The 23,082-nt window shown below is 74.6% G+C and carries 19 protein-coding genes and 1 pseudogene; 10 read left to right on the top strand and 10 right to left on the bottom strand.

From position 1 onward, the window contains the following. Positions 1-68: 68 nt before the first annotated feature. Both OIM89_RS01400 and OIM89_RS01395 read right to left on the bottom strand, forming a co-directional pair. Positions 69-4,709: a cation-translocating P-type ATPase gene (locus OIM89_RS01400; protein ID WP_264490895.1), complete on the bottom strand. Its 4,641-nt coding sequence runs from the start codon at positions 4,707-4,709 to the stop codon at positions 69-71. A gap of 186 nt (positions 4,710-4,895) precedes the next feature. Then, positions 4,896-5,267 carry a hypothetical protein gene (locus OIM89_RS01395; protein WP_030696899.1) on the bottom strand — a complete coding sequence of 124 codons (372 nt, stop codon included), beginning with the start codon at positions 5,265-5,267 and terminating at the stop codon, positions 4,896-4,898. Positions 5,268-5,489: 222 nt separating this feature from the next. Here OIM89_RS01395 and OIM89_RS01390 point away from each other — a divergent pair, with 222 nt between their 5' ends. Then, positions 5,490-6,524 carry a lactonase family protein gene (locus tag OIM89_RS01390; protein WP_175458164.1) on the top strand — a complete coding sequence of 345 codons (1,035 nt, stop codon included), beginning with the start codon at positions 5,490-5,492 and terminating at the stop codon, positions 6,522-6,524. 66 nt (positions 6,525-6,590) lie between these two features. Here the strand turns inward: OIM89_RS01390 and OIM89_RS01385 are convergent, their stop codons facing one another. Together OIM89_RS01385 and OIM89_RS01380 are read right to left on the bottom strand one after the other, a co-directional pair. Beyond that, positions 6,591-7,514, bottom strand: coding sequence for a sirohydrochlorin chelatase (locus OIM89_RS01385; RefSeq protein ID WP_030696897.1), 924 nt, complete (start codon positions 7,512-7,514; stop codon positions 6,591-6,593). 227 nt (positions 7,515-7,741) lie between these two features. Next, positions 7,742-8,782, bottom strand: a complete 1,041-nt coding sequence (locus tag OIM89_RS01380) for an N-acetylglucosamine kinase (RefSeq protein WP_192831766.1) — start codon at positions 8,780-8,782, stop codon at positions 7,742-7,744. A gap of 136 nt (positions 8,783-8,918) precedes the next feature. Between OIM89_RS01380 and OIM89_RS01375 the strand changes: the two genes are divergently transcribed. From OIM89_RS01375 to OIM89_RS01360, 4 genes are all read left to right on the top strand, one after another. Further along, a complete protein-coding gene (locus tag OIM89_RS01375) occupies positions 8,919-9,596 on the top strand; it encodes a uracil-DNA glycosylase (protein ID WP_264490894.1) in 678 nt (225 codons plus the stop codon). Positions 9,597-9,746: 150 nt separating this feature from the next. Beyond that, on the top strand, positions 9,747-10,415 hold the full coding sequence (locus OIM89_RS01370) for a DedA family protein (protein WP_030696895.1): 669 nt from the start codon (positions 9,747-9,749) through the stop codon (positions 10,413-10,415). 95 nt (positions 10,416-10,510) lie between these two features. Beyond that, entirely contained in the window at positions 10,511-11,707 is a 1,197-nt protein-coding gene (locus OIM89_RS01365; RefSeq protein ID WP_052231010.1) for a histidine kinase, read from the top strand. After that, entirely contained in the window at positions 11,671-12,315 is a 645-nt protein-coding gene (locus OIM89_RS01360; protein WP_047466754.1) for a response regulator transcription factor, read from the top strand. The genes OIM89_RS01365 and OIM89_RS01360 overlap by 37 nt, the downstream gene beginning before the upstream one ends. Before the next feature lie 7 nt (positions 12,316-12,322). Here the strand turns inward: OIM89_RS01360 and OIM89_RS01355 are convergent, their stop codons facing one another. Beyond that, the gene (locus tag OIM89_RS01355) at positions 12,323-13,408 is read right to left on the bottom strand and encodes a WD40/YVTN/BNR-like repeat-containing protein (RefSeq protein WP_047466755.1); all 1,086 of its coding nucleotides are present in this window, start codon (positions 13,406-13,408) and stop codon (positions 12,323-12,325) included. 255 nt (positions 13,409-13,663) lie between these two features. On the opposite strand from OIM89_RS01355, the gene OIM89_RS01350 reads away from it, so the two are divergent. Beyond that, positions 13,664-15,001, top strand: a complete 1,338-nt coding sequence (locus OIM89_RS01350; protein ID WP_226964777.1) for a hypothetical protein — start codon at positions 13,664-13,666, stop codon at positions 14,999-15,001. A gap of 28 nt (positions 15,002-15,029) precedes the next feature. Here OIM89_RS01350 and OIM89_RS01345 read toward each other — a convergent pair whose 3' ends face one another. Continuing rightward, on the bottom strand, positions 15,030-16,106 hold the full coding sequence (locus OIM89_RS01345; RefSeq protein ID WP_238470244.1) for an NADH:flavin oxidoreductase/NADH oxidase: 1,077 nt from the start codon (positions 16,104-16,106) through the stop codon (positions 15,030-15,032). 152 nt (positions 16,107-16,258) lie between these two features. Between OIM89_RS01345 and OIM89_RS01340 the strand changes: the two genes are divergently transcribed. After that, the gene (locus tag OIM89_RS01340; RefSeq protein WP_030696889.1) at positions 16,259-16,600 is read left to right on the top strand and encodes an ArsR/SmtB family transcription factor; all 342 of its coding nucleotides are present in this window, start codon (positions 16,259-16,261) and stop codon (positions 16,598-16,600) included. On the opposite strand, the gene OIM89_RS01335 is transcribed toward OIM89_RS01340, so the two are convergent. Further along, positions 16,529-17,926: a nucleobase:cation symporter-2 family protein gene (locus OIM89_RS01335; protein ID WP_217465885.1), complete on the bottom strand. Its 1,398-nt coding sequence runs from the start codon at positions 17,924-17,926 to the stop codon at positions 16,529-16,531. The genes OIM89_RS01340 and OIM89_RS01335 overlap by 72 nt on opposite strands. Positions 17,927-18,048: 122 nt before the next feature. Then, positions 18,049-18,711, bottom strand: coding sequence for a DUF305 domain-containing protein (locus OIM89_RS01330; protein ID WP_047466758.1), 663 nt, complete (start codon positions 18,709-18,711; stop codon positions 18,049-18,051). A 238-nt stretch (positions 18,712-18,949) separates the two neighbouring features. Here OIM89_RS01330 and OIM89_RS01325 point away from each other — a divergent pair, with 238 nt between their 5' ends. Together OIM89_RS01325 and OIM89_RS01320 are read left to right on the top strand one after the other, a co-directional pair. Beyond that, positions 18,950-20,401, top strand: coding sequence for an LVIVD repeat-containing protein (locus tag OIM89_RS01325; RefSeq protein WP_151167422.1), 1,452 nt, complete (start codon positions 18,950-18,952; stop codon positions 20,399-20,401). 186 nt (positions 20,402-20,587) lie between these two features. Then, positions 20,588-20,833 carry a DUF2630 family protein gene (locus OIM89_RS01320; RefSeq protein WP_030696885.1) on the top strand — a complete coding sequence of 82 codons (246 nt, stop codon included), beginning with the start codon at positions 20,588-20,590 and terminating at the stop codon, positions 20,831-20,833. Here OIM89_RS01320 and OIM89_RS01315 read toward each other — a convergent pair. Further along, positions 20,821-21,543 carry an HAD family hydrolase gene (locus OIM89_RS01315; RefSeq protein WP_030696884.1) on the bottom strand — a complete coding sequence of 241 codons (723 nt, stop codon included), beginning with the start codon at positions 21,541-21,543 and terminating at the stop codon, positions 20,821-20,823. The two genes, OIM89_RS01320 and OIM89_RS01315, sit on opposite strands and share 13 nt — an antisense overlap. Positions 21,544-21,984: 441 nt before the next feature. Between OIM89_RS01315 and OIM89_RS01310 the strand changes: the two are divergent. After that, positions 21,985-22,302 (top strand): annotated as a pseudogene (locus OIM89_RS01310) (GNAT family N-acetyltransferase); the annotation flags it as partial. On the opposite strand, the gene OIM89_RS01305 reads toward OIM89_RS01310, so the two are convergent. Next, positions 22,292-22,978, bottom strand: coding sequence for a phosphatase PAP2 family protein (locus tag OIM89_RS01305; RefSeq protein WP_030696883.1), 687 nt, complete (start codon positions 22,976-22,978; stop codon positions 22,292-22,294). The pseudogene OIM89_RS01310 and the gene OIM89_RS01305 overlap by 11 nt on opposite strands. Positions 22,979-23,082: the final 104 nt, after the last annotated feature.

Raw genomic sequence — 23,082 nt, 5'->3', positions numbered from 1 at the left:
CGCTGCCCCTCCACCCTCGGCGGGCCGGGGGCACCGGGCCACCGCGCGTAGGCCGTTCGGACCGGCCCTCACGCCGGTGCGGGAGCCGGGTCCAGGGCGGCTGCCGCACCGGTGACCGGCGCCGGGGCCCGGCGGGCGAGCAGCCCAGGGGCGAGCGCCGCCGCCACGGTCGCCGCCGTGGAGCAGGTGGCGACCGTGGTCCAGGCGACCGGGCCGAGCGGGGTGCAGCCGAAGAAGTGGCTCACCCCCGGCGTCTGGATCACCCCGGCCAGGACCACCGTGGAGGCCGCCCCGGTGAGCAGCACCAGCGGACTGCGCCAGTCCGTGGCGAGCGTCTGGCCGAGCTGTGTGCCCACCAGCGCGGCCAGCCCCATGGTGTTGGCCCGCACCGCCCGCCCGCTCATCCGCCCGAGCTGCCAGGCGGTCACGGCGCCCAGCGCGGTGGCGGTCCCGCGTACGGCCAGCACCCGCCCCAGCTCCAGGGCGAGCGAGTCGGCCGCGTGGCCGGTCCCGGCGGCGTCGCCCTCGCGGGCCGGCCGGCCGGGGGCCACGGCGAGGGCGAGGGCGGGCAGCATGTCGGTCAGCAGGTTGACCAGGAGCAGCTGGCGGGTGCCGAGCGGTGCCCGCCCCGACAGGGCCGTGCCGAGAACGGTGAAGGCGACCTCGCCCGCGTTGCCGCCGGCCAGGATGCCCACCGCGTCGCGGACCCGGCGCCACAGGGCGCGTCCCTCCAGCAGCGCGTGGACCATGTTCTCGGGGGAGGGGTCGGTGAGGACCAGGTCGGCGGCGGCGCCGGCCGAGCGGGAGCCCGGGGCGGAGAGGCCGATGCCGATGTCGGCGAGTCTGATGGCGGCCGCGTCGTTGACGCCGTCGCCCGTCATCGCCACCACGCGGCCCGCGCGCTGGAGGTCCTTGACGATCCGTACCTTGTGCTCGGGCGAGACCCGGGCGAAGACGGCCGACTCCAGCACCTTGGCGATCCGCTGGGACTCGGGGAGCGCGTCCAGTTCCGCGCCCGTCACCACGGCGTCCGCGCCCGGGATGCCGAGCCGGGCGGCGATGGCCCCGGCTGTCGTCGGGTGGTCACCGGTGATCATGGTGACCCGTACGCCCGCCTCCCGGAGGTGCGCCAGCGTCTCGGAGGCGCCGGGGCGCGGGGTGTCGCTGATCGCGAGGAAGCCGCGCAGCGTCAGCCCCGTCACCTGTTCGGGCAGCTCCTCCGCCGTCAACGAGGCGTCCTCCAGCGGGCGTTCGGCCACCGCCAGTACCCGCAGGCCCTGGCCGCCGAGCCGGTCCACGAGGCGCCTGGCTTTCCGCCGCAGGGCCGCGTCGAGCGGGACGGGGCCGGCCGTCCCGGGGGCCGACGGCGTCACCGCCTCGCACCGCTCCAGGATCTTCTCGGGCGCGCCCTTGACCGCCAGGACCCCGCCCTCCGGGGTCTTCCCGGCCGAGGCGGAGTAGCCCCGCCGGGCCTCGAACGGCAGCTCCCGCGTCAACTGCCAGTCGACGTCCGGGAAGGCGTCGGCCGTCACCGCGTCCAGCACCGCCTGGTCGGTGGCGTGGGCGGCGGGCCTGCCCTCCTTCGGCTGGGGGCAGGCGCGTGCGGCGAGGCCGAGCAGGTGCTGGCCCGCCTCGCCGGACGGCTCCTCGTCCCCGTCCAGGAAGGCGACACCGGTCACCGACAGCCGTCCCTCGGTGAGCGTGCCGGTCTTGTCGTAACAGACCACGTCCACCCGGCCGAGGGCTTCGAGGACGCGGGCGGAACGGGTGAGGATGCCGTACCGGGAGAGCCGGTGGGCGGCGGCGCTCTGGGCCATGGTGGCGACCAGCGGCAGTCCCTCGGGCACCGCCGCCACCGCCACCGCGACGCCGGAGGCGAGCGCCTCCCGGGCCGGGACGCCCCGCAGCAGCCCGAGGGCGGTCACGGCGGCGCCGCCGATGCCGACGGCCGGCAGGGCGATCCGGCCGAGGTGGGCGAGGTGGCCCTCGATCCCGGTCGGCCGGGGCGCCTCGGCCGCCAGCTCCGCCGCCCGGCCCGCCTCGGTCTGCGAGCCGGTGGCGACGACGACCGCGTACGCCGAACCCGTGAGCACGGTGCAGCCCTCGTAGACCATGCAGGTGCGCTCCGCGAGGTCCGCGCCGGGGACGGCGTGCGGGTTCTTGCCCACCGGTACGGACTCGCCCGTCAGGGTCGACTCGTCGACCTCCAGGGCGTCGCACCACAGCAGCCGCGCGTCGGCCGGGACCACGTCGCCGTCGCGCAGGGCGATCACCTCGCCCACCCGCAGCTCGCCGGAGGAGACGGTGGTGTGCGCGGCCGTCTCCCGCAGCGCGGCGAGCTGAGCCTCGGTCACCCCGGCGTCCGGGGTCCACTCCACCCGGCAGGCGGTGACCTGCTCGGCCAGCAGCAGCTTGCGCATCGCCTCCTCGACCCGCATCCGCTGCGCGCCGCTGATCAGCCCGTTGCCGACCATCACGCCGCCGACCAGCGCCGAGTCCACGGTCGAGCCGACGGCTGCGGAGGCGGCCGCGCCGAAGGCGAGGACCGGGGTGAGCGGATCGCGCAACTCCTCGCGCACCGCCCGCAGCAGCCTGGCCGTGCCACGGGCGGCGGCGCCCAGGCCGGGCGTCCCGGAGAGCGCGTCGTCCCCGCGCACCAGCCAACCGGGGGAGGGCTCCTCCCCTTCCGGCTCCGGGGCGCCCGCGTACGCACCCCGGCGGTGCAGGGTCCGCAGGACCTCGACGGCTCCCAGCGCGTGCCAGGGCTCACCGCGCAGCCTCGGCTCGGGCAGCGGCTCGCGGGCCAGGCGCCGGCCCGCGCTGAACCCCATCCACTGGGCCATGAACGCCGCCCCGTAGACCGGCGTGGTGGTGAGCGCGACCATCGGCGGGCGGGACCCGGCGGCGGCCACGAGCGCGCCGAGCGCCGAGCCGCCCACCGCCAGGTGGGCCGCCTTGCGGCTGACCGTGCGCGCGGTGTCCACCGCGTTCAGCACCCGCCACAGGGAGGCCAGTCCCGGGCCGCAGACCAGATCGGCCGACCAGTGGGCGGCGGTGTGCCCCGCGCGGGCGTGCGGCAGCACCGCGACGCCCACGTCCGCCGCCGCGAGGGCGCGCGGGTTGTCGGCGCTGACCAGCAGCACCACCTCGCCGCGCTCCTGAAGCGCCGTCACCTCCTCGGCGAGGCAGGTGTCCGCGCCGAGCACGGTGTCGGCCCAGGGGAGGAGTTCCCCGGTGGCCGCGTGCGCGGTGAGGTGGAGCCGGGTGCCGCCGGCCCGCGCCGCCGTCACCACCGCCTCGGCGAGCGGGTCGAGTTCGACCCCGACGACCACCTCGCCCCACCACTGGCCCTCGGGGTCGCAGACCTCCAGCCGCAGCCCCTCGGGCCCGCCCGGCCCGGAGCTGTCGGTGGTGGCGAGGGCGGGCCGCTGGAGCCGCCAGCCGTCGTGCGCCCACGGTCCGGGCCCGGCCAGCTCCTGCGGGGTGTGGGCGGCGACCACCGCCTGGGCCGCGCCCCACACCTCGGCCTCCTCGATCGCCCCGGCCACCTGCACCGACATCAGCCGCGGCCGGGTCCCGCACAGCACGTCGGAGTCGATCACCGCCACCGTCACCCGGTCCAGCACCCGCAGGGTGGAGCCGTCCAGGGGCACCACCCCCGCGTCGGCCAGGTCGCGCCCGAGCCGGGCGCAGAACAACTCCCGCCCCATCCGGGCCGCCTTGGGCGGCGTCGCCAGCACCGCCTGCGCCGACTTGGCGGCGTCCCGGGTCCAGGCCAGCACCGCCCCGGCGCCGAGCACGCCGGCCGCCGAGATCCGCTCCGCGTACTTCTCCACCTCCCCGTCCGGCAGCGGTACGGGCCGGGCGGGACGGGGGGTCAGGTGCGCGGGCATCTGCTCGCCGTCGCCCACCAGCTCGTGCTCCCGCCGCGCCCAGACCTCCTGCCGCCCCCGGAGCTCGGCGAGCTGGCTCAGGCGTTGGCAGGCGTCCAGGGCGAGCGGCGCCACGCCGTGCGCGAGGGCGTGCGCCGCCGCCCCGGCGAGGCTGATCGCGGTCTCCGCCTGGTGCCTGCCCAGCCTGTTCTCCAGCAGCCGCCGCAGGCGCGGCTGGGACTCGGTCACCACCACCGGGAGCGGCAGCATGGTCAGCGGCTTCAGCCCCCGGGCCGCGGCGAAGGCGATGCCCACGCAGTCCGAGACCAGTGACATCTTGGCCAGCGCCGTCGGCGCCGTGTCGTACGGGGGGAGCGGCCGGCCGCCGGGGAAGTCGTCCGCGTCGGTGCCGTGCTCCGTCTCCAGCCGTTCCACCAGGGCCAGGAGGTCGTCGAGGTCGAGTCCGTCCTGCTCGTAGCCGACCACCAACTGGCCGACGGTCGCGTTGATCTCGGCCCAGTGCACGGACCGGAGGGCGCGCGCGGCGGCGGTCAGCGCGTGGCAGAGGGGGTCCGCCTGCGGGCTGCGTCCGCAGAGCCCGCGCACCTCGATGTGGGCCCGGCCCTCGCCGGACCAGACATGCCGGCGCCGCCGGCCGGCGCCCCCGTCCGCGAGTACCGACGCGGCCTCCGCCAGATCGGAGGGCAGCTCGCGCAGGGCCTCGAACGCGGCCTGCCCGCCGCGCCGTACGCGGTCCTGAGCCTGACTCGCCCCGTCCGCCAGCGCCCGCGCGGGCGCCGACGCCAGTTCCAGAACCCGACTCAGTGAGGTCAGCACCCGTTGCTCCTGTCCCGGTGTCCGGTACGGGGCCCCCGTCGCGCCCGGCACGCCACGGGGGGAGCGGGGGCCGCGGTGTGGCCGCAGGACCACTCTGGTGACAGAAGGACCGGACCGACACTCAGGGGGCTCCGGGCGGGTGAGGTGAGCGCCCGGAGCCCCCTGCGTGTCGGTCCGGAGGACGGGTTACGCGGTCTTGGCCTGCTCGGGCGGGTCGTCCAGCAGCCCGGTGCGGCGCAACACGGCGTATCCGACGCCGATGCCTGCCGCGACCGGCCACTGGAGGACGCCGGCGATGCCCAGCGCTCCCAGCCCCGCGTACATGGGCAGTCCGCCCTTGGCGGGCACCGCCTTGCGGGCGGCTCCGACCGGCGCCGACACCAGCTGGGTCACCTTCTCGGCGGCCTTGCCGACCGGGATGGTCACCGTGAGGTCGCGCGGATGGTGTTCCTCCGCGCCTGCCTGCCGCTTCTGCGGGCCGGTACCGCTCTTGGCCGCCTTGGTCGTGGGGGTACCGGACTTGGCGGTCGTGGCCTTGCGCGTCTTCGCCGTGGGCATACCGACCTCGCTCTCCCCGAAATGTCCTGTCGGCACAGACTGTTTCGTCATGTGCCGGAAAACCCGATAAGTATCGATTCTACCGCCGTGTGCCATGGTGTTCATCTCGGCGGAGGCCGGACGGGAAAGCCTCCGGCGCGCGGTCGCGGCCGTCCTGGTCTAGACCTGCTAACGTCGCGGGCGCGCCGGACGGCGCGGCAACTGCGAAGAGGGGACGGGCCAGTGGGTGGCGGAGAGCGGACCGCGAGGGCGTACATCGGATCGTTCACGGCGGCGGGCGGAGCGGGCGTGATCACCGCCGCCGTCGCCCCCGACGGTGGCCTCACCGTCCTCGGCGCCACCGCCGAGGTCCCCGACCCCTCCTACCTCGCGCTCGGCCCCGGCGGTGACCTCCTCTACGCGGTCAGCGAGACCGCCGACGGTGCCGTCGCCGCCTTCGACCCGGCCGGCGACACGGCTCGCCTCCTCGCCCCGCCCGCCCCGGTCGCCGCCGAGGGCCCGACCCACCTGTGCGTGCACGGCGGCCGCGTCTTCACCGCCAACTACGGCTCGGGCAGCGTCTCCGTCCTGCCGCTGCGCGCAGACGGCCCCCCCGCCCCCGCCGCGCACGTCCTCAACCACCACGGCTCCGGGCCCCACCCTCAGCGCCAGCAGGGCCCGCACGTCCACCAGGTCCTGCCCGACCCCAGCGGCCGCTGGCTGGTCGCCGTGGACCTCGGCACCGACTCCGTGCGCGTGCACGCACTGCGCGACGGCATGCTGACCCTCCACCGCGAGTTCGCGCTCCGCCCCGGCTCCGGCCCCCGCCACCTGGCCTTCCACCCCGACGGGCACCACCTCTACGTCCTCAACGAACTCACGCCCACCCTCACCGTCTGCCGCTGGGACGCCGACGGCGGCGACCTGCGCCCGCTCGGCGAGACGGCCGTCCTCCCCGGAGCGCCCGGAGCCGACGCCTACCCCTCGGAGGTCGTCGTCTCGCCCGACGGCCGCTTCCTGTGGACCGCCACCCGCGGCGAGGACGTCCTCTCCGTCCTCGCCCTCGACCCGGCCGGCGACGCGGCCCGGCTGCTCACCACCGTCCCCTGCGGCGGCCACTGGCCCCGCGACCTCGCTCTCTCTCCGCAGGGCCTGCTCTACGCAGCCAACGAACGCTCCGGCGACGTCACCTGGTTCACCGTCGACCCCGACTCGGGCACCCCGGCCCTCGCGGGCTCCGTCCCCGCCCCGGCCGCCTCCTCGGTTCTCTTCGGCTGACCCCGGAAACGGCTTCGGGCCCGCTCCCCGTCCAGGGGGCGGGCCCGAACCATGAGCCGGCGAACCTCAGTGAGCCGGAACCCCCGGCGCCGGCTGCGGCGTGATGCCCAGCGCCGTCGTGTACTGCGCGAGCGCGAGCTTGCCGATCGCCGGGTACGCGCCCAGCGCCTCGGCCGAGGCGCACTCCGCCTCCTTCGCGGCGAGGTCGAGCAGCCCCTCGCCCAGCTCGGGGCCGATCAGGTACGGCGCCAGGGCGAGCTGCGTGGAGCCCGAGGAGCGCAGCTGCTCGGCGGTGGCCGCGATGGCCCCCTCCTGGTCGAGCGCGGCTGCCATCACCGGCACCGCCAGCCGCGCGGCCAGCAGCATCCCGGTGATCCCGGCCGCCTGCACGGCCTCCTCGCCGCCGACCGTCGCCAGGATGATGCCGTCGGCCGCGGTCGCCACCGTGAACAGCCGTGCCCGGTCCGCGCGGGCCAGCCCGGCCTCGGAGAGCCGCACGTGCAGCGCCTCCGCCAGCAGCGGGTGCGGGCCGAGCACGTCGGTCAGCTCGACCGGCGCCCGGCTGTCGATCACGGCCTGCCGGATGCGGCGGGTCAGGGCGCTGTCCGGGCCGGCCAGCAGCGGCACGACCACGGCGACCGGGCCGTCCGGGTCGGCGACCTCGGCCCCAGCGGCACGCGCCTGCTGGACGCGGGCGGTCCGCTCCTCCGCGGCGTGCGCGAGCACCGACTGCAAGGCCGGGAACTCCTGGTCGTCGCCCTCCAGGAAACCGATGCGGGCGTCCAGGCCGGGGAGCTCGGAGCGGGCGATGCTCACGACCTCCTCGGCGAGGCTGCGGGTGGGTGCGCCGGGGGCCCCGGGGACGGCGAGAACGAGGGCGGGCGCGCCCTCGGGAGCCACCACCGGTTCCGGGCGGCGGTGCCGACCGGACTGGCGGGGTCGCGGCATTCGTACAGGCAGGCCGGAAGCGGGCCCAGTGGGGGAGCTCATGGCGCCGCATGCTACTGGTTTCCCGTCCGCCGCTGTTCGGGGAGGGGGCGGCTGTAGGGCATCCGTCCGTATTTATCCGTTCCAAGTGCCCGGCTCAGGTGCCCTTTTTGGGGTTGTGTGCACCGATGTGGTGAACTCTGCGACCGTGCTGCCCTGTTGTCCGGCTCCCGGGTGACAACTCCGTGTGACGGGCGGGCCACTCAGGGGGTTCGCGCACCGAACCTGCCTCAGATCTCCACCTCGCCCGGTCCGGACGCGTCCGCCGGGCACCACAGCAGCCGCCCGTCCACCGGCAGCCCCTGCGTCCCCGAGGCCAGGGCCGAGGCGAGCACCACGGCGCCGTGCAGGGGATCGCCCGCCGCCGGCACCACCCGTGCCCGGGGCAGCCTGCGCGCCAGCTCCTCGCCCACCGGCACCGTCAGCGGAGTGCCCAGTCGCAGCAGCCCGCCGGTGCACGCGACCTCGCCGTCCGGGCCGGGCAGCACCGCCTCGACGGCGTCCACGACATGGCTCGCCGCCCCGGTCAGCAGGGCTGCCGCCGTCGGGTCGCCCTCGCCCGCGCACAGGGCGACGTCCGGCGCGAACGAGGCCAGCACCGCCGCCCGGTCCGGCCGGGGGTAGAGCTGGGCCGGAAGCCCCGGCAGCGGCCCGAACCGCTCCTCGGCCGCCGCCAGCAGCGCCTTCGAACCCCCCGCACGTCCGTCGAACGCCCGGTAAGCCGCCTCCAGACCGGCCCGCCCCAGCCACGCACCCCCGCCGCTGTCCCCCAGCAGATGCCCCCAGCCGTCCGCCCGCCGCCAGTCGCGCAGATCCGTGCCGAGCGCGATCATCCCGGTGCCCACCGCGACCACCGCCCCCGGCCGCACCCCGAGCGCCCCCGTGTACGCGGTCACGGCGTCGGCGGCCAGCGCGAGCGGCCCCGTCATCCCCTGGGCCGCCAGCGCCCCCGGCAGGGCGGCCCGCAGATCGTCGCCGAGCGTCGCCATCCCCGCCGCACCCACGGCCACGGCCACCGGAGGTTCCCCCTCCGGTGCCACCCGCTCCCGCAACTCCCGTACCAGCGGCAACAGCAACTCCATGAAGTGCCCGGCGTCGATACCGCGCGAGGAGGTCCGTACGGGCTGCGAGCCGCTGGCAGTCACCGCCTCCCCGGGCGCCCCCGCCGGCGCGAGCGCCGCCCGGAGTCCCGAACCGCCCGAGTCGACGCCCAGCACCGTCCTGGCTCGGGCTGAAGTGCCGGGCGTACGCGGGGTGTTCAGCGAGGGCAACGGCCTGCCTTCTCTCTTCCTCGGAGCGGGTGTCGGGACTGCGACGAGGCGAAGGGTAGTCCCGCCGGACCGCCCGCGTCCCGCGGGGACGAGGCTCGGTGTGGGGTGACGCGCCGATTGTCGCTAGAGTCCCCCTGTGGCACCACGACCTTTGCATGAATTGGTGGAAGCGGGCTGGGCGAAGGCCCTGGAACCGGTGGCCGGACGCGTCGCGGAGATGGGGGAGTTCCTCCGCGCGGAGATCGGCGCGGGACGCACCTACCTCCCCTCCGGGCCGAACGTCCTGCGCGCCTTCCAGCAGCCGTTCGACGAGGTGCGCGTCCTGATCGTCGGGCAGGACCCCTACCCGACCCCCGGCATGCCGATCGGACTGAGCTTCGCCGTCGCCCCCGAGGTCCGCAGGCTCCCGCCGAGCCTGGTCAACATCTTCCAGGAACTCCAGAGCGACCTCGGCCTGCCGCAGCCCTCCAACGGCGACCTCACCCCCTGGACGAGCCAGGGTGTTCTGCTGCTCAACAGGGCCCTGACGACCCGCCCGGGCTCACCCGGCTCGCACCGCGGCAAGGGCTGGGAGGAGGTCACCGAACAGGGCATCCGTGCCCTCGCCGAGCGCGGCACGCCCCTGGTCTCGGTCCTCTGGGGCTCGGACGCCCGCAGCCTGCGCCCCTTCCTCAGCCGCTACCCGGTCATCGAATCGGTCCACCCGTCCCCCCGCTCCGCCGACCGCGGCTTCTTCAACTCCCGCCCCTTCAGCCGCACCAACGACTTCCTCGCCCAGCAGGGCGCGGCGCCGGTGGACTGGCGGCTGCCGTAGGCGGGGGCCGCCCGCACCCGGCACATTACGGAACACCCCACTCGGTCCGACGGTGAACCGCGTACCGCCGCCGCACCACGCTTCCTAGCGTTCCCGGTACGGCGCGGCACCGCTCGGGTGCCGCCTGACGCCGAGCCAGGAGGCCACCGGATGGACCACGTCACGTTCCCCCTCGCGCAGGAACCCGCGGCCGGAGTCGCGGGTTGGGCCACGGGCCTCGTGGAGTCGATGGGAGCCCCGGGTGCCGGGCTCGCCATCGCCCTGGAGAACCTCTTCCCGCCCCTGCCCAGCGAGGTGATCCTGCCCCTGACCGGCTTCGCCGCCGGGCAGGGCGTGATCAGCCTCGCCTCCGCGCTGTTCTGGACGACGCTCGGCTCGGTGGTCGGCGCGGCCGCCCTGTACCTGCTCGGCGCGGTCTTCGGCCGGGCGCGGATGCACGCCCTCTGGGCCCGGCTGCCGCTGGTCAGGAGCGCCGATCTGGAACGGACCGAGCGGTGGTTCGCCCGGCACGGGACCAAGGCGGTCCTCCTCGGCCGCATGGTGCCCCTCTTCCGCAGCCTCATCTCGGTGCCCGCCGGGGTGGAGCGCATGCCGCTGCCCCTCTTCCTCGCCCTCACCACCCTCGGCAGCCTGGTCTGGAACACCGCCCTCGTCATGGCCGGTTACGCGCTCGGCGACCGGTGGGAACTGGTGGAGACGTACGTCGGGCTGCTCTCCAAAGCGGTCCTCGTGCTGGTGGCCGCCGCGCTCGCCGGGTACGTGACCGTGCGGGTGCGCTCCCGGCGGCGGACCCCCGCCCAGCACCGGCGCACCTACTGAACCGGGCCCGCGCCGTGCGGAACGACCCACTCCGGCCCGCCGGGCCAACTGGCGTGTCTTGCCCGGCGAATGGGCCCTCGCTAAGGTCGGCGCCCGTGACCGGAGACCAGCGCGGGGGAACCGCCCGCCCGCTGCCTGCCCCTCGCCCGGTCAGAGCCGCCGGGCTCCTCCTCGGCTGCCTCACCGCCCTGTTCGGCCTGGCCTACCTCCTGGTGGCCGGGGCCGCCCTCGGTGCCTTCCTGCTCTGGCCGAGGACGCGGCCCCGGGCCCGTACGGCCCTGGTCGCGGGAGCCCGTGAGCTGGTCGCGCTGGAACGCGCGCGCCGGACGCGCTTCTTCGGCGACGCCTTCCCCGAGCACCGCCCCGAGGACCAGGCCGTCCTGCGCTATCTGGCGGCCCGCGCCGCCGCCGGGCTGCTCTGCGCCGTCGTGGCCGGACTTCTGGTCTTCGGGGTGCTGCTCGCGGTCCTGCTGGTCAGGGGCGTCGTCCGCGCCTCGGTCAGCTGGCCGGAGCTGCTGACGCAGACGCTCCTCGGCGGCGTCCTGCTCTTCCTCGACCTCCAGGGGCTGCGCTCCCTGGCCGACCAGGACCGGCGCCTGGCCCGCGCCTGTTTCGGGCCCTCCGCCCACGCGCTGCTCGTCCGGCGCATCGACGAACTGGCGGCCAGCCGGGCCGCGGTGGTGGCGGCTGTGGACGCCGAACGGCGGCGGGTCGAGCGCGACCTGCACGACGGCGTCCAGCAGCGCCTCGTCGCCCTCGCCGTGCTGCTCGGCCGGGCCCGCCGGGGCGGCAGGGCGCCGGAGCGGACCGACGCCCTCCTCGCACAGGCGCACCGGGAGGCCCAGGAGGTCCTCACCGAACTCCGGGAGGTGGCCTGGCGCGTCCACCCGTCGGCCCTGGACAGCCTCGGCCTGCGCGAGGCCCTCGTCGGAGTCGCCGAGCGCTCCGCCGTCCCGACCCACATCGTGTACGAACTCCCCGAGCCGCTGCCCGAACCCGTCCGCACCGCTGCCTACTTCGTCGTCTCCGAGGCCGTGACCAACGCGGCCAAGCACGCCGAGGCCGACGAGGTCCTGGTCCGCGTCGCCCGGGCTGGCGGCCAGGTCGAGGTGACCGTACGCGACGACGGCCTCGGCGGCGCCGACCCGGCGGGAGGCGGGCTCACCGGACTGCGCGGCCGGGTGGCCGCCCTCGACGGAAGACTGACGGTCCACAGCCCTCCCGGGGGCCCCACCACGATCACCGCGGAGCTGCCGTGCGCGTCATCCTCGCCGAGGACTCCACCCTGCTGAGAGAGGGCCTGGTGCGCCTCCTCGCCGAAGAGGGCCACGAGGTCCTCGCCGCCGTGGGCACGGCCGAGTCGCTGCTGGGCGAGGTGGCGGCGACTCCACCGGACGTGGTGGTCACCGACATCCGGATGCCGCCCACCCACACCGACGAGGGCGTGCGCGCCGCCGTCGAGATCCGCCGCCGCAGGCCCCAGGTGGGCGTTCTCGTCCTCTCGCAGTACCTGGAACGCACCTACGCCGCACAGCTCCTCGCGGACGGTGCCGAACGGGTCGGCTACCTCCTCAAGGACCGGGTCGCCCAGGTCGAGGAGTTCCTCGACGCCCTGGAGCGCGTCCACGCCGGCGGCGCGGCCATCGACCCGGAGATCGTGCGACGGCTGGTCGTCCGCACCACCCGTACCGACCCGCTGGCCCGTCTGACACCCCGGGAGAGCAGCGTGCTGGAGGCGCTGGCGGAAGGGCTCACCAACGCGGCGATCGCGCGCCGGCTCCACCTGTCGGTGAGTTCGGTGGAGAAGGGTCTCCAGTCGGTCTTCGACAAGCTGGAGCTGGAGCAGACCACCGGGTACAGCCGGCGCGTCCTCGCGGTGCTGCGCTACCTGGAGTCCTGACCCCGCCTCACCCCACCACCCCCGCCCGTACGCACAGCACGTCCGGCAGGTGGGCGGCGAGCTGCTGCCAGCTCGCGCCCTCGTCCGCGCTGGCGTACAGCTCGCCGTTGCGGTTGCCGAAGTACAGGCCCGCCGGGTCGGCGCCGTCGGTGCACAGGGCGTCACGCAGCACCGTGCCGTAGTGGTCCCCGGTGGGGAGGCCCGAGGCCAGGGGCTCCCAGTGGGCGCCGCCGTCCGTGGTGCGGAAGAGGCGGCACCGGTGCTCGGCCGGGACCCGGTCGCTGTCGGCGGCGATCGGGAAGACGTACGCGGTGTCCGCGCGGGACGGGTGGGCGAGCACGGTGAAACCGAAGTCCGAGGGGAGGCCTTCGCCGATGTCCGACCAGTGGGCGCCGGCGTCGTCGCTGCGGTAGACGCCCCAGTGGTTCTGGAGGTAGAGCCGGTCCGGGTCCACCGCGTCCCGGGCGACCTTGTGCACGCACTGGCCGAACTCCGGGTGCGGGTCGGGGAGGAAGACCGCCGAGACCCCGTCGTTGGACGGGGCCCAGCTCGCGCCGCCGTCGGCGCTGCGGAAGACCCCGGCGGCCGAGACCGCGACGGTGAGCGCGTCGGCGTCCCGGGGGTCCGTCACCACGGTGTGCAGTCCCTCGCCGCCGCCTCCCGGCTCCCACCGGGACCGCGTCGGATGCTCCCAGAGGGACCGCACCAGCTCGAAGGAGTCGCCGCCGTCCCGGGAGACGAAGAGCGCGGCGGGCTCGGCTCCCGCGTACACCACGCCAGGCGCCTCCGGGCCGGCCGGCTGGAGCTGCCAGAGGCGCTCCAGGGAGGCCCCGGTGTCCTTGGGGAACCGCACGGTGGGCGAGGCCGGCTCCTGCCAGCTCGCGCCCAGGTCGTCGGAGCGGGAGACCGACGGGCCCCAGTGCGCGCTGTCCGCCCCCACCAGCAGGCGCGGCGCCGGCCCGCGGAGGTCGAGCCCCACCGCGTACACCGCCTCGCCGGTGAAGTGCGGGCCGTCGAACTCCCACGTCCCGGCGCGCCGCCGCCCGAGGAAGAGTCCCTTGCGTGTCCCGACCGCCAGCAGTACGTCCGACATCCCGCCACCTCCACGAAGTGCGTCACCTGTCCCGGTCAGTCTGCGCGCCCTCACTGACAACGGCCCGGAAGCGGCCTCGGCCAGGGCGGACGCCCACCCGGACGGCCTGCGCGGCAGGTAGGGGCAGGGCGCGGGCACGGTTGTCCATGGACTGGATCAAGCCCTCCTCTGGCCGAATCGCCGCGTCGGAGCCGAGCTGTTCATCTGATCGGCTACGGTGAGTAGTCGTATGAGTGCGGAGAGGGGGCGGCCGTCATGAGGTCGACCGAAACGGAGCGGATGCTACGGCTGCGCGATGTCGCGCGGCTGCCCGCCGAGGTGCTGGTGAAGCGGTTCGAGGAGGACTTCGGCAATCTCGTCACCGCGGCCGTGGCCGACGCCACGCGCCGGCTGCCGGCTCCCGTCCGCAGACTGCTGGACGGCCTCGAATGGCACTTGGACTGGGTCGACGCGCTGGTCTGGGCCGAAGGGGAGCTCCAGGTCTCCGCCGAGCGGATGACCCTGCTCGGCGACCTGCGGCTGCGGCGCGTCGAGGGTCAGCTCCGCCAGGTGCGCGTCCGCCTCCACGAGGCCCGCTGCGTCGCCGCCGACTACCGCCGCCAGGACCGGGAGCGGCTGGAGCAGGGTCGGCTGCTCACCGCCCGAGCCACCGCCCTGAGCTGGCTGAGCAAGGCCCTCCCCGAGGAGTACGCGGCGCTTTTCGCCGCCCGCGTCGCCGAGCTGGGCATCCCGCCGCTGCGCCGCCACACCGCCTCCCGGGACGTCTTCGACTCGATCGAGCAGGCCGTCGCCCAAGGCCGTCTCCAGGTCACGGCCGGCCCTGAGGTGAGGGCCCTGCTGGAGCTGCCCGACGACACCTTCCGGGCCGCCGTCGCCGACGACGTCCGCGAGCAGAACGCCCGCAACGTCCTGCTCCGCCACCCCCTGGTCCTGCGCCGCTGGCACGCGGGGCTCGCCCGCCTCTGCGAGCTCACGGTCGACCCCGCCCGCGCCTCCTCGGCCACCGCCCTCGGCCGGCTTCCCGTCGACCTCGCCGAACTGCCCCGGCAGGAGGCGATGCAGATCATCAACGCCCGGCGGTTCTTCTGTGCCGTCCAGCAGCGCCGCCTGGACTGCGACCGGACCGTCCGCGCCCTGATGGCGGAGATCGTCCGCCGCGAGCGCGCCGACCCGGTCAACACCGCCCGGCGCGAGGCCGGCGCCCACGCCCGGCTCCGCCTCGCCGAGGCCCACCCCGAGGCGTACGCCCGCATCCGCGAGGAACTGCGCGCCTACGAGAGCGAGCCGGGCCACCTGGACCCGGCCCGGCTCACCTCCGACGCCCGGGGCGCCCTCAAGGCCCGGCTCCTGGCCGAACTGGGCACAGGCGGCGGCGACCCGGTACCGCGCCCGCCCGTCGCCCAGCCGTCCCCGCCGCCCCGGCCCGCCCCCAGGCCGAAGCCGGGGGCGGCGGAAAGCCGGGCGGGCCGGGACCGCCCGGGCCTCGGGCAGGGGCGCGGTCCGCGCCCGGTCCCCGGGCCCCCGGCGCGGACCGCCGCCGGGCACCCGCCGCTCCGCAAGGCCGCCTGCCGCCGCGCGGAGTCGAGCCGCTGAATGCACCGCTCCAGGTCGTCGGGAGCGATCAGCTCCGGCCGTACTGCTGCGGTACGCGCACCGTGCCGCCCAGTTCGCGGGCGGCGCGACGGGGCCAGTGGGCGTCGCGCAGCAGTTCGCGGCCGAGGAGGACGGCGTCCGCCTCGCCGTTGGCCAGCACCTTCTCGGCCTGCTCCGGCTCGGTGAGCAGCCCCACCGCGGCCGACGGCAGTCCGGCCTCGTTGCGGACGCGGGCGGCGAAGGGGACCTGGTAGCCGGGGCCGACGGGGATGGTGACCTTGGCCACGTTGCCGCCGGTGGAGGCGTCCAGCAGGTCGACGCCGCGCTCCTTGAGGAGCGGGGCGAGGCGGACCGTGTCGTCCGCGGTCCAGCCGCCCTCGTCCAGCCAGTCCGTGGCGGAGATGCGGAAGAAGAGGGGCTTCTCCTCCGGCCACACCGCGCGCACCGCGTCGACGACCTCCAGGGCGAACCGCGCCCGGTTCTCGAAGGACCCGCCGTACGCGTCGGTGCGGTGGTTGCTGTGCGGGGAGAGGAACTCGCCGATCAGGTAGCCGTGGGCGCCGTGGATCTCGACCACCTCGAAGCCGGCCTCCAGCGCCCGGCGCGTGGCCTCGGCGAACTGCCGGACCACGCCCTGGATCTCGTCGGCCGTCAGCTCGTGCGGGACGGGGCTGTCGGCGTCGAAGGGCACCGGGCTCGGGCCGACCGGCTGCCAGCCGCCGTCGGCGGGGGAGATGGCCTTGCCACCGCGCCAGGGCGCCTCGCAGGACGCCTTGCGCCCGGCGTGGGCGAGCTGGATTCCGGGCACCGTCCCCTGCGAGGTGAGGAACGAGGTGATCCGGCGCAGCGCCGCCGTCTGCCCGTCGTTCCACAGGCCGAGGTCCCACGGGCTGATCCTGCCCTCGGGGGCCACGGCGGTCGCCTCCAGCAGGATCAGGCCGGCGCCGCCCGCCGCGCGGGCACCGTAGTGCTGGAAGTGCCAGTCGGTGGGACGGCCGGCGGTGGGGCCGGCCGCCGGGGCCGAGTACTGGCACATCGGCGCCATCCAGATGCGGTTCGGGAGGGTGAGGGACCGCAGGGTGAGCGGCTCGAACAGGGAGGGCATGGGGTACTCCAACGCGTCACGGGAACCGAACGATGCCAGTACGATAGTCTTCGTAGTACGTTAGATGTCAAACTACGGCTCCCTTCGTACAATGCGGAGTCCGCGCCGCCGGGTGAAGGCCCCGCGCACCGTGCCAGTCAGGAAGGGCCGAGATGACCGCCACCGAGAGCCCCCGCACCCTCGCCCACCCGCCGCGGGACCGCATCCGCCTGGAGGAGGTCCTGCACGCCCTCGCCGACCCGATGCGGCTGCGGGTGGTGTGCGCGCTGGACGCCGGTGACACCGAGCAGTCCTGTACGGAGCTACAGCTTCCGGTGACCAAGTCGACCAGCACGCACCACTTCCGCGTGCTCCGGGAGAGCGGCGTGATCCGCCAGACCTACCGGGGGACCGCCAAGCTCAACGCCCTGCGCAGGGAGGACCTAGACCTGCTTTTCCCCGGTCTGCTCGACAGCGTTCTCGCCGGGGCCGCCCGCCAGGTCCACGGGGAGTGACGTCTCGGGAGCGCCGGCCGTGCTCCGGCCCGGCAGGTGGTTGAAGAGCAGGTTGAGCACGATCGCCGCGACGCATCCGGCGCTGATCCCGCTGTGCATCACCGTCTGGAACCAGTCCGGGAACTGGTCGTAGACGGTAGGCACCCCCACCGGCAGCAGGCCGACGGCCACCGAGACGGCCACCACGGTGAGGTTGTGGTTGTCCCGGAACTCCACCTGCGCGAGGGTGCGCAGCCCGCTGGCGGCCACGGTCCCGAACATCACCAGCCCCGCCCCGCCGAGGACCGGCGCCGGAATCGCCGCCACCACCGCGCCCAGCTTCGGCAGCAGCCCGAGCAGGACGAGCATGCCGCCCGCCGCGGCCACCACCCAGCGGCTGCGGACGCGGGTCATCCCCACCAGCCCGACGTTCTGGGCGAAGGCGGTGTAGGGGAAGGTGTTGAAGACGCCGCCCAGGACGGTCGAGAGGCCGTCGGCCCGCAGCCCGTCGGCCAGCCCCCGCGGGTCGATCTTGCGACCCGTCATCTCGCCGACGGCGATGAAGTCGCCGGAGGTCTCCGTCATGCAGACCAGGGCGACGATCAGCATCGAGACGATCGCCCCCGTCTCGAAGGTCGGCAGGCCGAAGTGGAACGGGGTGCTGACGCCGATCCAGCCGGCCTGGCCGACGCCGCTGAAGTCGGTGAAGCCGAGCGGCACCGCCACGGCCACCCCGGCCGCGATGCCGACCAGGACGGCGATCCGGCTCAGCAGCGGCGGGCCGAAGCGCTGCGCGACCAGGACCACGACCAGCACGAAGGCGGCCAGCGCGATGTTGGCGGGCCGGCCGAAGTCCTCGGCGCCCGCGCCGCCCGCCACCCAGTTGCCCGCCACGGGCATCAGGGAGAGGCCGATGATGAGGATCACGGTGCCGGTCACCAGCGGCGGGAAGAACCGCAGCAGCTTCCCGAAGACCGGGGCCAGCAGGATCATCGCCACCCCGGAGACGATCACGGAGCCGTAGATCGCGGGCAGTCCTCCGCTGCCGGTACCGATCATCACCATCGGCGCGACGGCGGCGAAGGTGCACCCCTGCATGATCGGCAGCCGGATGCCGAACCGCCAGAAGCCGACGCACTGGATCAGCGTGGCTATGCCGCACATCAGCAGGTCGGCGGTGATCAGGTAGGCGAGGTCCGCGACGGACAGGCCCATCGCCCCGCCGACGATCAGCGGGACCGCGACCGCGCCCGCGTACATCGCGAGGACGTGCTGGAGGCCGAAGGCGCCGAGCTGGGCGACGGGCGGGACCTCGTCGACGGGATGGACGGGGGGTGAGGCGGCCATGGGCACTCCAAGCGCGAGCGGTGGGACGGTGCAGTGCGGGAGACGCTAAGCGCCTTGCACGTTTTGTTGATTACGCCTCTGTTGCCGCTGTGTGTCCTGCCCGCGGGGCCGCCCGACCCCGGTCAGGCCATGTCGCGCATCCGGTCGATCTCGGTGGTCTGGGTCGCGATCACGTCGTTGGCCATCTCCTCGACCGTGACGTTGTTCCCGGCGCCCAGCACCTCGGTGGCCATCGAGACGGCTCCCTGGTGGTGAGTGGTCATCAGCTTCAGGAAGAGCCGGTCGAACTCCTCGCCGTCCGCCTTCTCCAGCTGTTCGAGCTGCCTCGGCGTCGCCATCCCGGCCATCGCCTCGTGGTCGTGCCCCTTGCCGCGCGGCCCGCCGTTGTTCTTCAGCCACGCCTTCATGGCGCCGATCTCCGGCTTCTGCCCCGCCTCGATGCGGTCGGCGAGCGCCCGCACGCGCTTGCTGTGGACCCGCTCGGGCACCAGCCGGGTCATCTCCAGGGCCTGCCCGTGGTGGTCGATCATCATCTGGATGTACGCGAAGTCGGCCGAGTTGGGGCTGTCGTCCGGCTTGCGGCGCTCCGCCTCCTCCGGTGACAGCGTCTCCGCCTCCTCGCCCGGTCTGCCCGGCGCGATCACCGAGGGGCCCGTTGCGGATGCGGCCTCCGCGGCCGGTTCCGGGGTGCTGGAACATCCGGCGAGCAGCCCCGCCGCGGCGAGCGCCGCCAGGGCGAGCGGTGCGCGTCGGCGGAGCGCGGCGGTGGAGCGGGATATCGGCACAACTGCCTCCTGAAGTGCGAGGAAGGGGTGGGACTGTCCTAACACGGGGTCACGGGCGGGGGCCGGAAAGTTTGATGACAAGTATGTTGCCACCTGTTGATCTGTGCATGGCGAAAGCGATACTGCGGAGATCCGTGCACCGTTCGAGCGAACGGCGACTAGGGAGGACGCAGTGACCCTGTTCAACACCCCCCGGTCGAGGCGTAGACGCCTCACCGTTGCTGCCGCGGCAGTCGGCATGCTCGCGTCCCTGCTCACCGCTGGGCCCGCCATGGCCGTCCCGGGTCCGGGGGACACCCCCGAGGTCTCGGAGCGCGTGAGCAAGAGCGAAGCCGCCGACACCAAGGAGGCCATCTCCGCCGGCGACATCCCCGGAGTGGACGAGATCGTCCACTCGGAGAACATCAAGCACCTCGCCAACATCCCCAAGGACGCGCTCTCCGGCACCAACTCCGACCTGGCCTTCCAGGGCAAGTACGCGTTCGCCGGCAACTACGACGGCTTCCGCGTCTTCGACATCAGCAACCCGAAGAAGCCCAAGACCGTCTCCCAGGTCCTCTGCCCCGGGTCGCAGAACGACATCTCGGTCTCCGGCGACCTGCTCTTCCTCTCCACGGACTCCTCGCGCAGCGACGACTCCTGTGCGAGCACCAGCCAGCCCGCCACCGAGAAGTCCTCCTGGGAGGGCATGAAGGTCTTCGACATCAGCGACAAGCGCAAGCCGCGCTACGTCGCCGCCGTCGAGACCGCCTGCGGCTCGCACACCCACACCCTGGTCCCGGAGCGCAAGAACGTCTACGTGTACGTCTCCTCGTACTCGCCGAGCGCCGCGTTCCCCGACTGCCAGCCGCCGCACGACGGCATCTCCATCATCAAGGTGCCCCGCAAGGCGCCGCACCAGGCCGCGGTCGTCGACTTCCCCGTGCTGTTCCCCGGTGACGGGCCGGACGGCGGCGGCAACCCCGGTGCGCCGGCCAATCCGGGCGTCTCCAAGACCACCGGCTGCCACGACATCACCGCGCTGCCGCACAAGGACCTCGCCGCCGGAGCCTGCATGGGCGACGGCATCCTCCTCGACATCAAGAACCCGGAGAAGCCGAAGGTCGTCGACCGGGTCCAGGACAACGAGAACTTCGCGTTCTGGCACTCCGCCACCTTCAACCAGAAGGCCGACAAGGTCGTCTTCACCGACGAGCTCGGCGGCGGCGGCGCGGCCACCTGCAACGCGGAGACAGGCCCGAAGCGGGGCGCCGACGGCATCTACGACCTGGTCCGCAAGGGCAAGGACAAGACACCCGAGCTCGTCTTCCGCAGCTACTTCAAGATCGACCGCCACCAGGCCGACACCGAGAACTGCGTCGCGCACAACGGCTCGATCATCCCGGTCAAGGGCCGCGACATCATGGTCCAGGCCTGGTACCAGGGCGGTCTCTCCGTCTGGGACTTCACCGAGTCCACCAAGCCCCGCGAGATCGCCTACTTCGAGCGGGGCCCGCTGAGCGAGGACACTCTCGTCGGGGGTGGCTCGTGGTCGGCGTACTACTACAACGGCTTCATCTACTCCAACGACATGGCGAAGGGCTTCGACGTCCTCAAGCTGGACGACCGGCGTACCGACCCCGCCAAGAAGGTCAAGCTCGACGAGCTGAACGTCCAGACGCAGCCGGACTACTTCGACCGGTCCCGCTAGTCCTGCCACCCGTTCCCGGCCCCGCCAGGGAACACGCACGACCTGATCGGTCCCCGTCCCCCGGAGCGGCGCACGCCCGCCCGGGGGACGGGGCGTTCCCGGGGGCCGCCCGGCCGGACGCGCTCCGATCGCAGGACTCCGGGCCCCTTCCTAGAGTGGGCACAGGGGGTCGAGGAGGCAGCCGACATGGACCAAGAGGACATCCTGCGACGCATCACCGGGATGGTCGACGACGAGAAGCGCCTGCGGGCGTCGCTGGAGGCCGGGGAGATCGACCCCGCCACCGAGCGGGCCAGGCTCGCCGCCCTCGAACGCGAGCTGGACCAGTGCTGGGACCTGCTGCGCCAGCGCCGCGCCAAGGCCGAGTTCGGGGAGAACCCCGACACGGCCCGGGCCCGCCCCGTCAGCGAGGTCGAGGGCTACGAGTCCTGAGCCACCCCCGCCGCCAGCTCCAGCACCGGCAACAGGCCGCCGGGCCGCTGATCCACGGGCAGGTGGTCCACGAAGTGCACCGCGCAGCCGAGCGCGGCGGCGCCCCCGTCGGCCCGCCGGTCGTCCCCGACCATGAGCGCGGCCTCCGGGCCGACCCCGATCCGCTCGCAGGCCAGCGCGAAGAGCCGCGGATCGGGCTTCTGGACACCGTGCTCGTACGACAGGACGCTCGTGTCCGTCCACCGCTCCAGCCCGTGGGCGCGCAGTACCGGCCGCAGATCCCAGCCGATGTTCGAGACGACCGCCACCCGTACTCCCCGCTCGCGCAGCGTGCGCAGCACCTCGGCGGTGTCCGGGTAGGGGCGCCAGGCGGCGGGCGTCATGTGCCGCTCGTAGAGGACGTCGTGGAGCGCGTCGGAGCCGAGCTCCACCTGGCGCGACAGGCCGGTGTAGGCCGCACGGTGCTCGTCGGCGCTGCGGTCGCGGTGGTCCCAGAGCGCCGAGAGGTGGTCCGGGACCCGTTCCGGGGCGGGCCCGCCCGGCTGGGCGCCCGCCCGCGCCAGCCGCGCGGCCGCGGCCCCGAGGTCGCCGTCCGGCAGCAGCTCCGGACCCGCCCCCAGCTCCGCGAGCCCGCCGCGCAGCCACTCCTCGGGGGACTCGATCCGCATCAGGGTGCCGGAGAAGTCGAAGAGAACACCGGTGATCGCCATCCGCCGGATTCTGTCCGCCACCGGCCACGGACGGCAAGAGGCCACCGTGCTGGCGTGAATGTGCTCCGCCCGCCCCGGGGCCCGGCGGAACGGGAAGACGTACGCACCGCGAGGGAGGGGGAGGTGGGGAGATGACTGTCCAGGCATGTGCTGCCGCGCGCGGCACCCGGACCTTCCCCGCGTCCCCGGTTCCCGGTTCGATCTGACCCCTCGCCCCGCCCGCGGGCCACCGGCCGCGACGACGGTCCGGCCTGCCACCGGTCGTCGTCCCCGGAAACCCCCACCGCGAAGGGTTTCCCCTTGACCGCCGGACCACCCCGTCGGCCTGCGGCCGATCCCCGCGATCACACCGATCCCGGACGCCCGCACAAACGTCATGGCCGTCGCTCCCGACCGGCCCGCCCCGCCCCCCCGCGTACCACCCCGAAGAACGGGACCGCCGTGCCGGCCTGGACCACCCGCCCCGAGACGCCAGCCGACATCCCCGCCTTACGGGAGATCGTCACCGCCGACTTCCCCACGGCTGAGGAGGTCGACCTCGTCGACGCCCTGCGGGCCGACCCGAAGGCGTGGATCGACGGCCTCTCCGTCGTCGCCGAGACCGCTGACGGCACGCTCGCCGGGCACGCCCTGTTCACCCGCTGCCACGTCCACGGCGCCCCGGCGCCGGCTCTCGCCCCCGTCGCCGTCCTTCCCGCCTTCCAGCGGCAGGGCGCGGGCGCGGCCGTCATCCGCCGCGCCGTGGCCGTCACGTCCTCCGGTCCGCCGCCCCCACGCGCTCGTAGGCCAAGGCCGCCAAGGCCACCGTCAGCCCGCCCAGCAGCCAGCCGCCCAGGACGTCGGTGGGCCAGTGGACGCCCAGCCACACCCGGGTCAGGCCGACCCCGGCCACCGACACCGCCGCCACCGTCCAGGCGGCGACCAGGACGGGGCGCGCCGCCCTCACCAGGTGCAGCACCCAGACCACCAGGCCGCAGGCGACCGTGGCGGTCATGGCGTGGCCCGAGGGATACGCGGCGAAGTGCGCCGTGTCGACCGGGTCGGGCCACTCCGGGCGCTCCCTGCCGACGGCGGCCTTGAGGAGCTGCTGCGCCACGGCGGCGCCCAGGCAGGCCACGCCGACGGTGACCGCCAGCCGCACGGTTCCGCGCCGCCAGAGCCACAGCACGGTCAAGGCGGCGAGGGCCCGCATCGTCCACGGGTCCCACACCCAGTCGCTGAGTACACGGTTGGTGTGCGTCGTCCCCGGGTGGGCGAGGGCCGCCTCGTGCGCCCGGCCGGCCACCGAGGCGTCCCAGCCGGTCAGAGGTGGCCAGCCGACCGCGACCAGCGTCAGCAGCAGGGCGGAGAGGCCGGCCAGAATCGCCGCCCACCTCCCGGCGGCGGACGGCGGGGAGCTGGGAGTGCTCTCGGGAAGAGGGGAGCGGGGTGCCATGGTCACGATGGTCACCTACCCGATCGCACCCGGACATGCCCGCCGCACGCACCCCGGGACTGCGCGGGAGCACACCCCTGCCCCGTGCGCTCCCGTCTGCCGGG

It is taken from the genome of Streptomyces sp. BI87, from assembly GCF_025957665.1.
GTDB lineage: Bacteria > Actinomycetota > Actinomycetes > Streptomycetales > Streptomycetaceae > Streptomyces > Streptomyces albidoflavus.
Note: the sequence above shows the minus strand (reverse complement) of the source record. Positions and strands in the feature narration are given on the sequence as shown.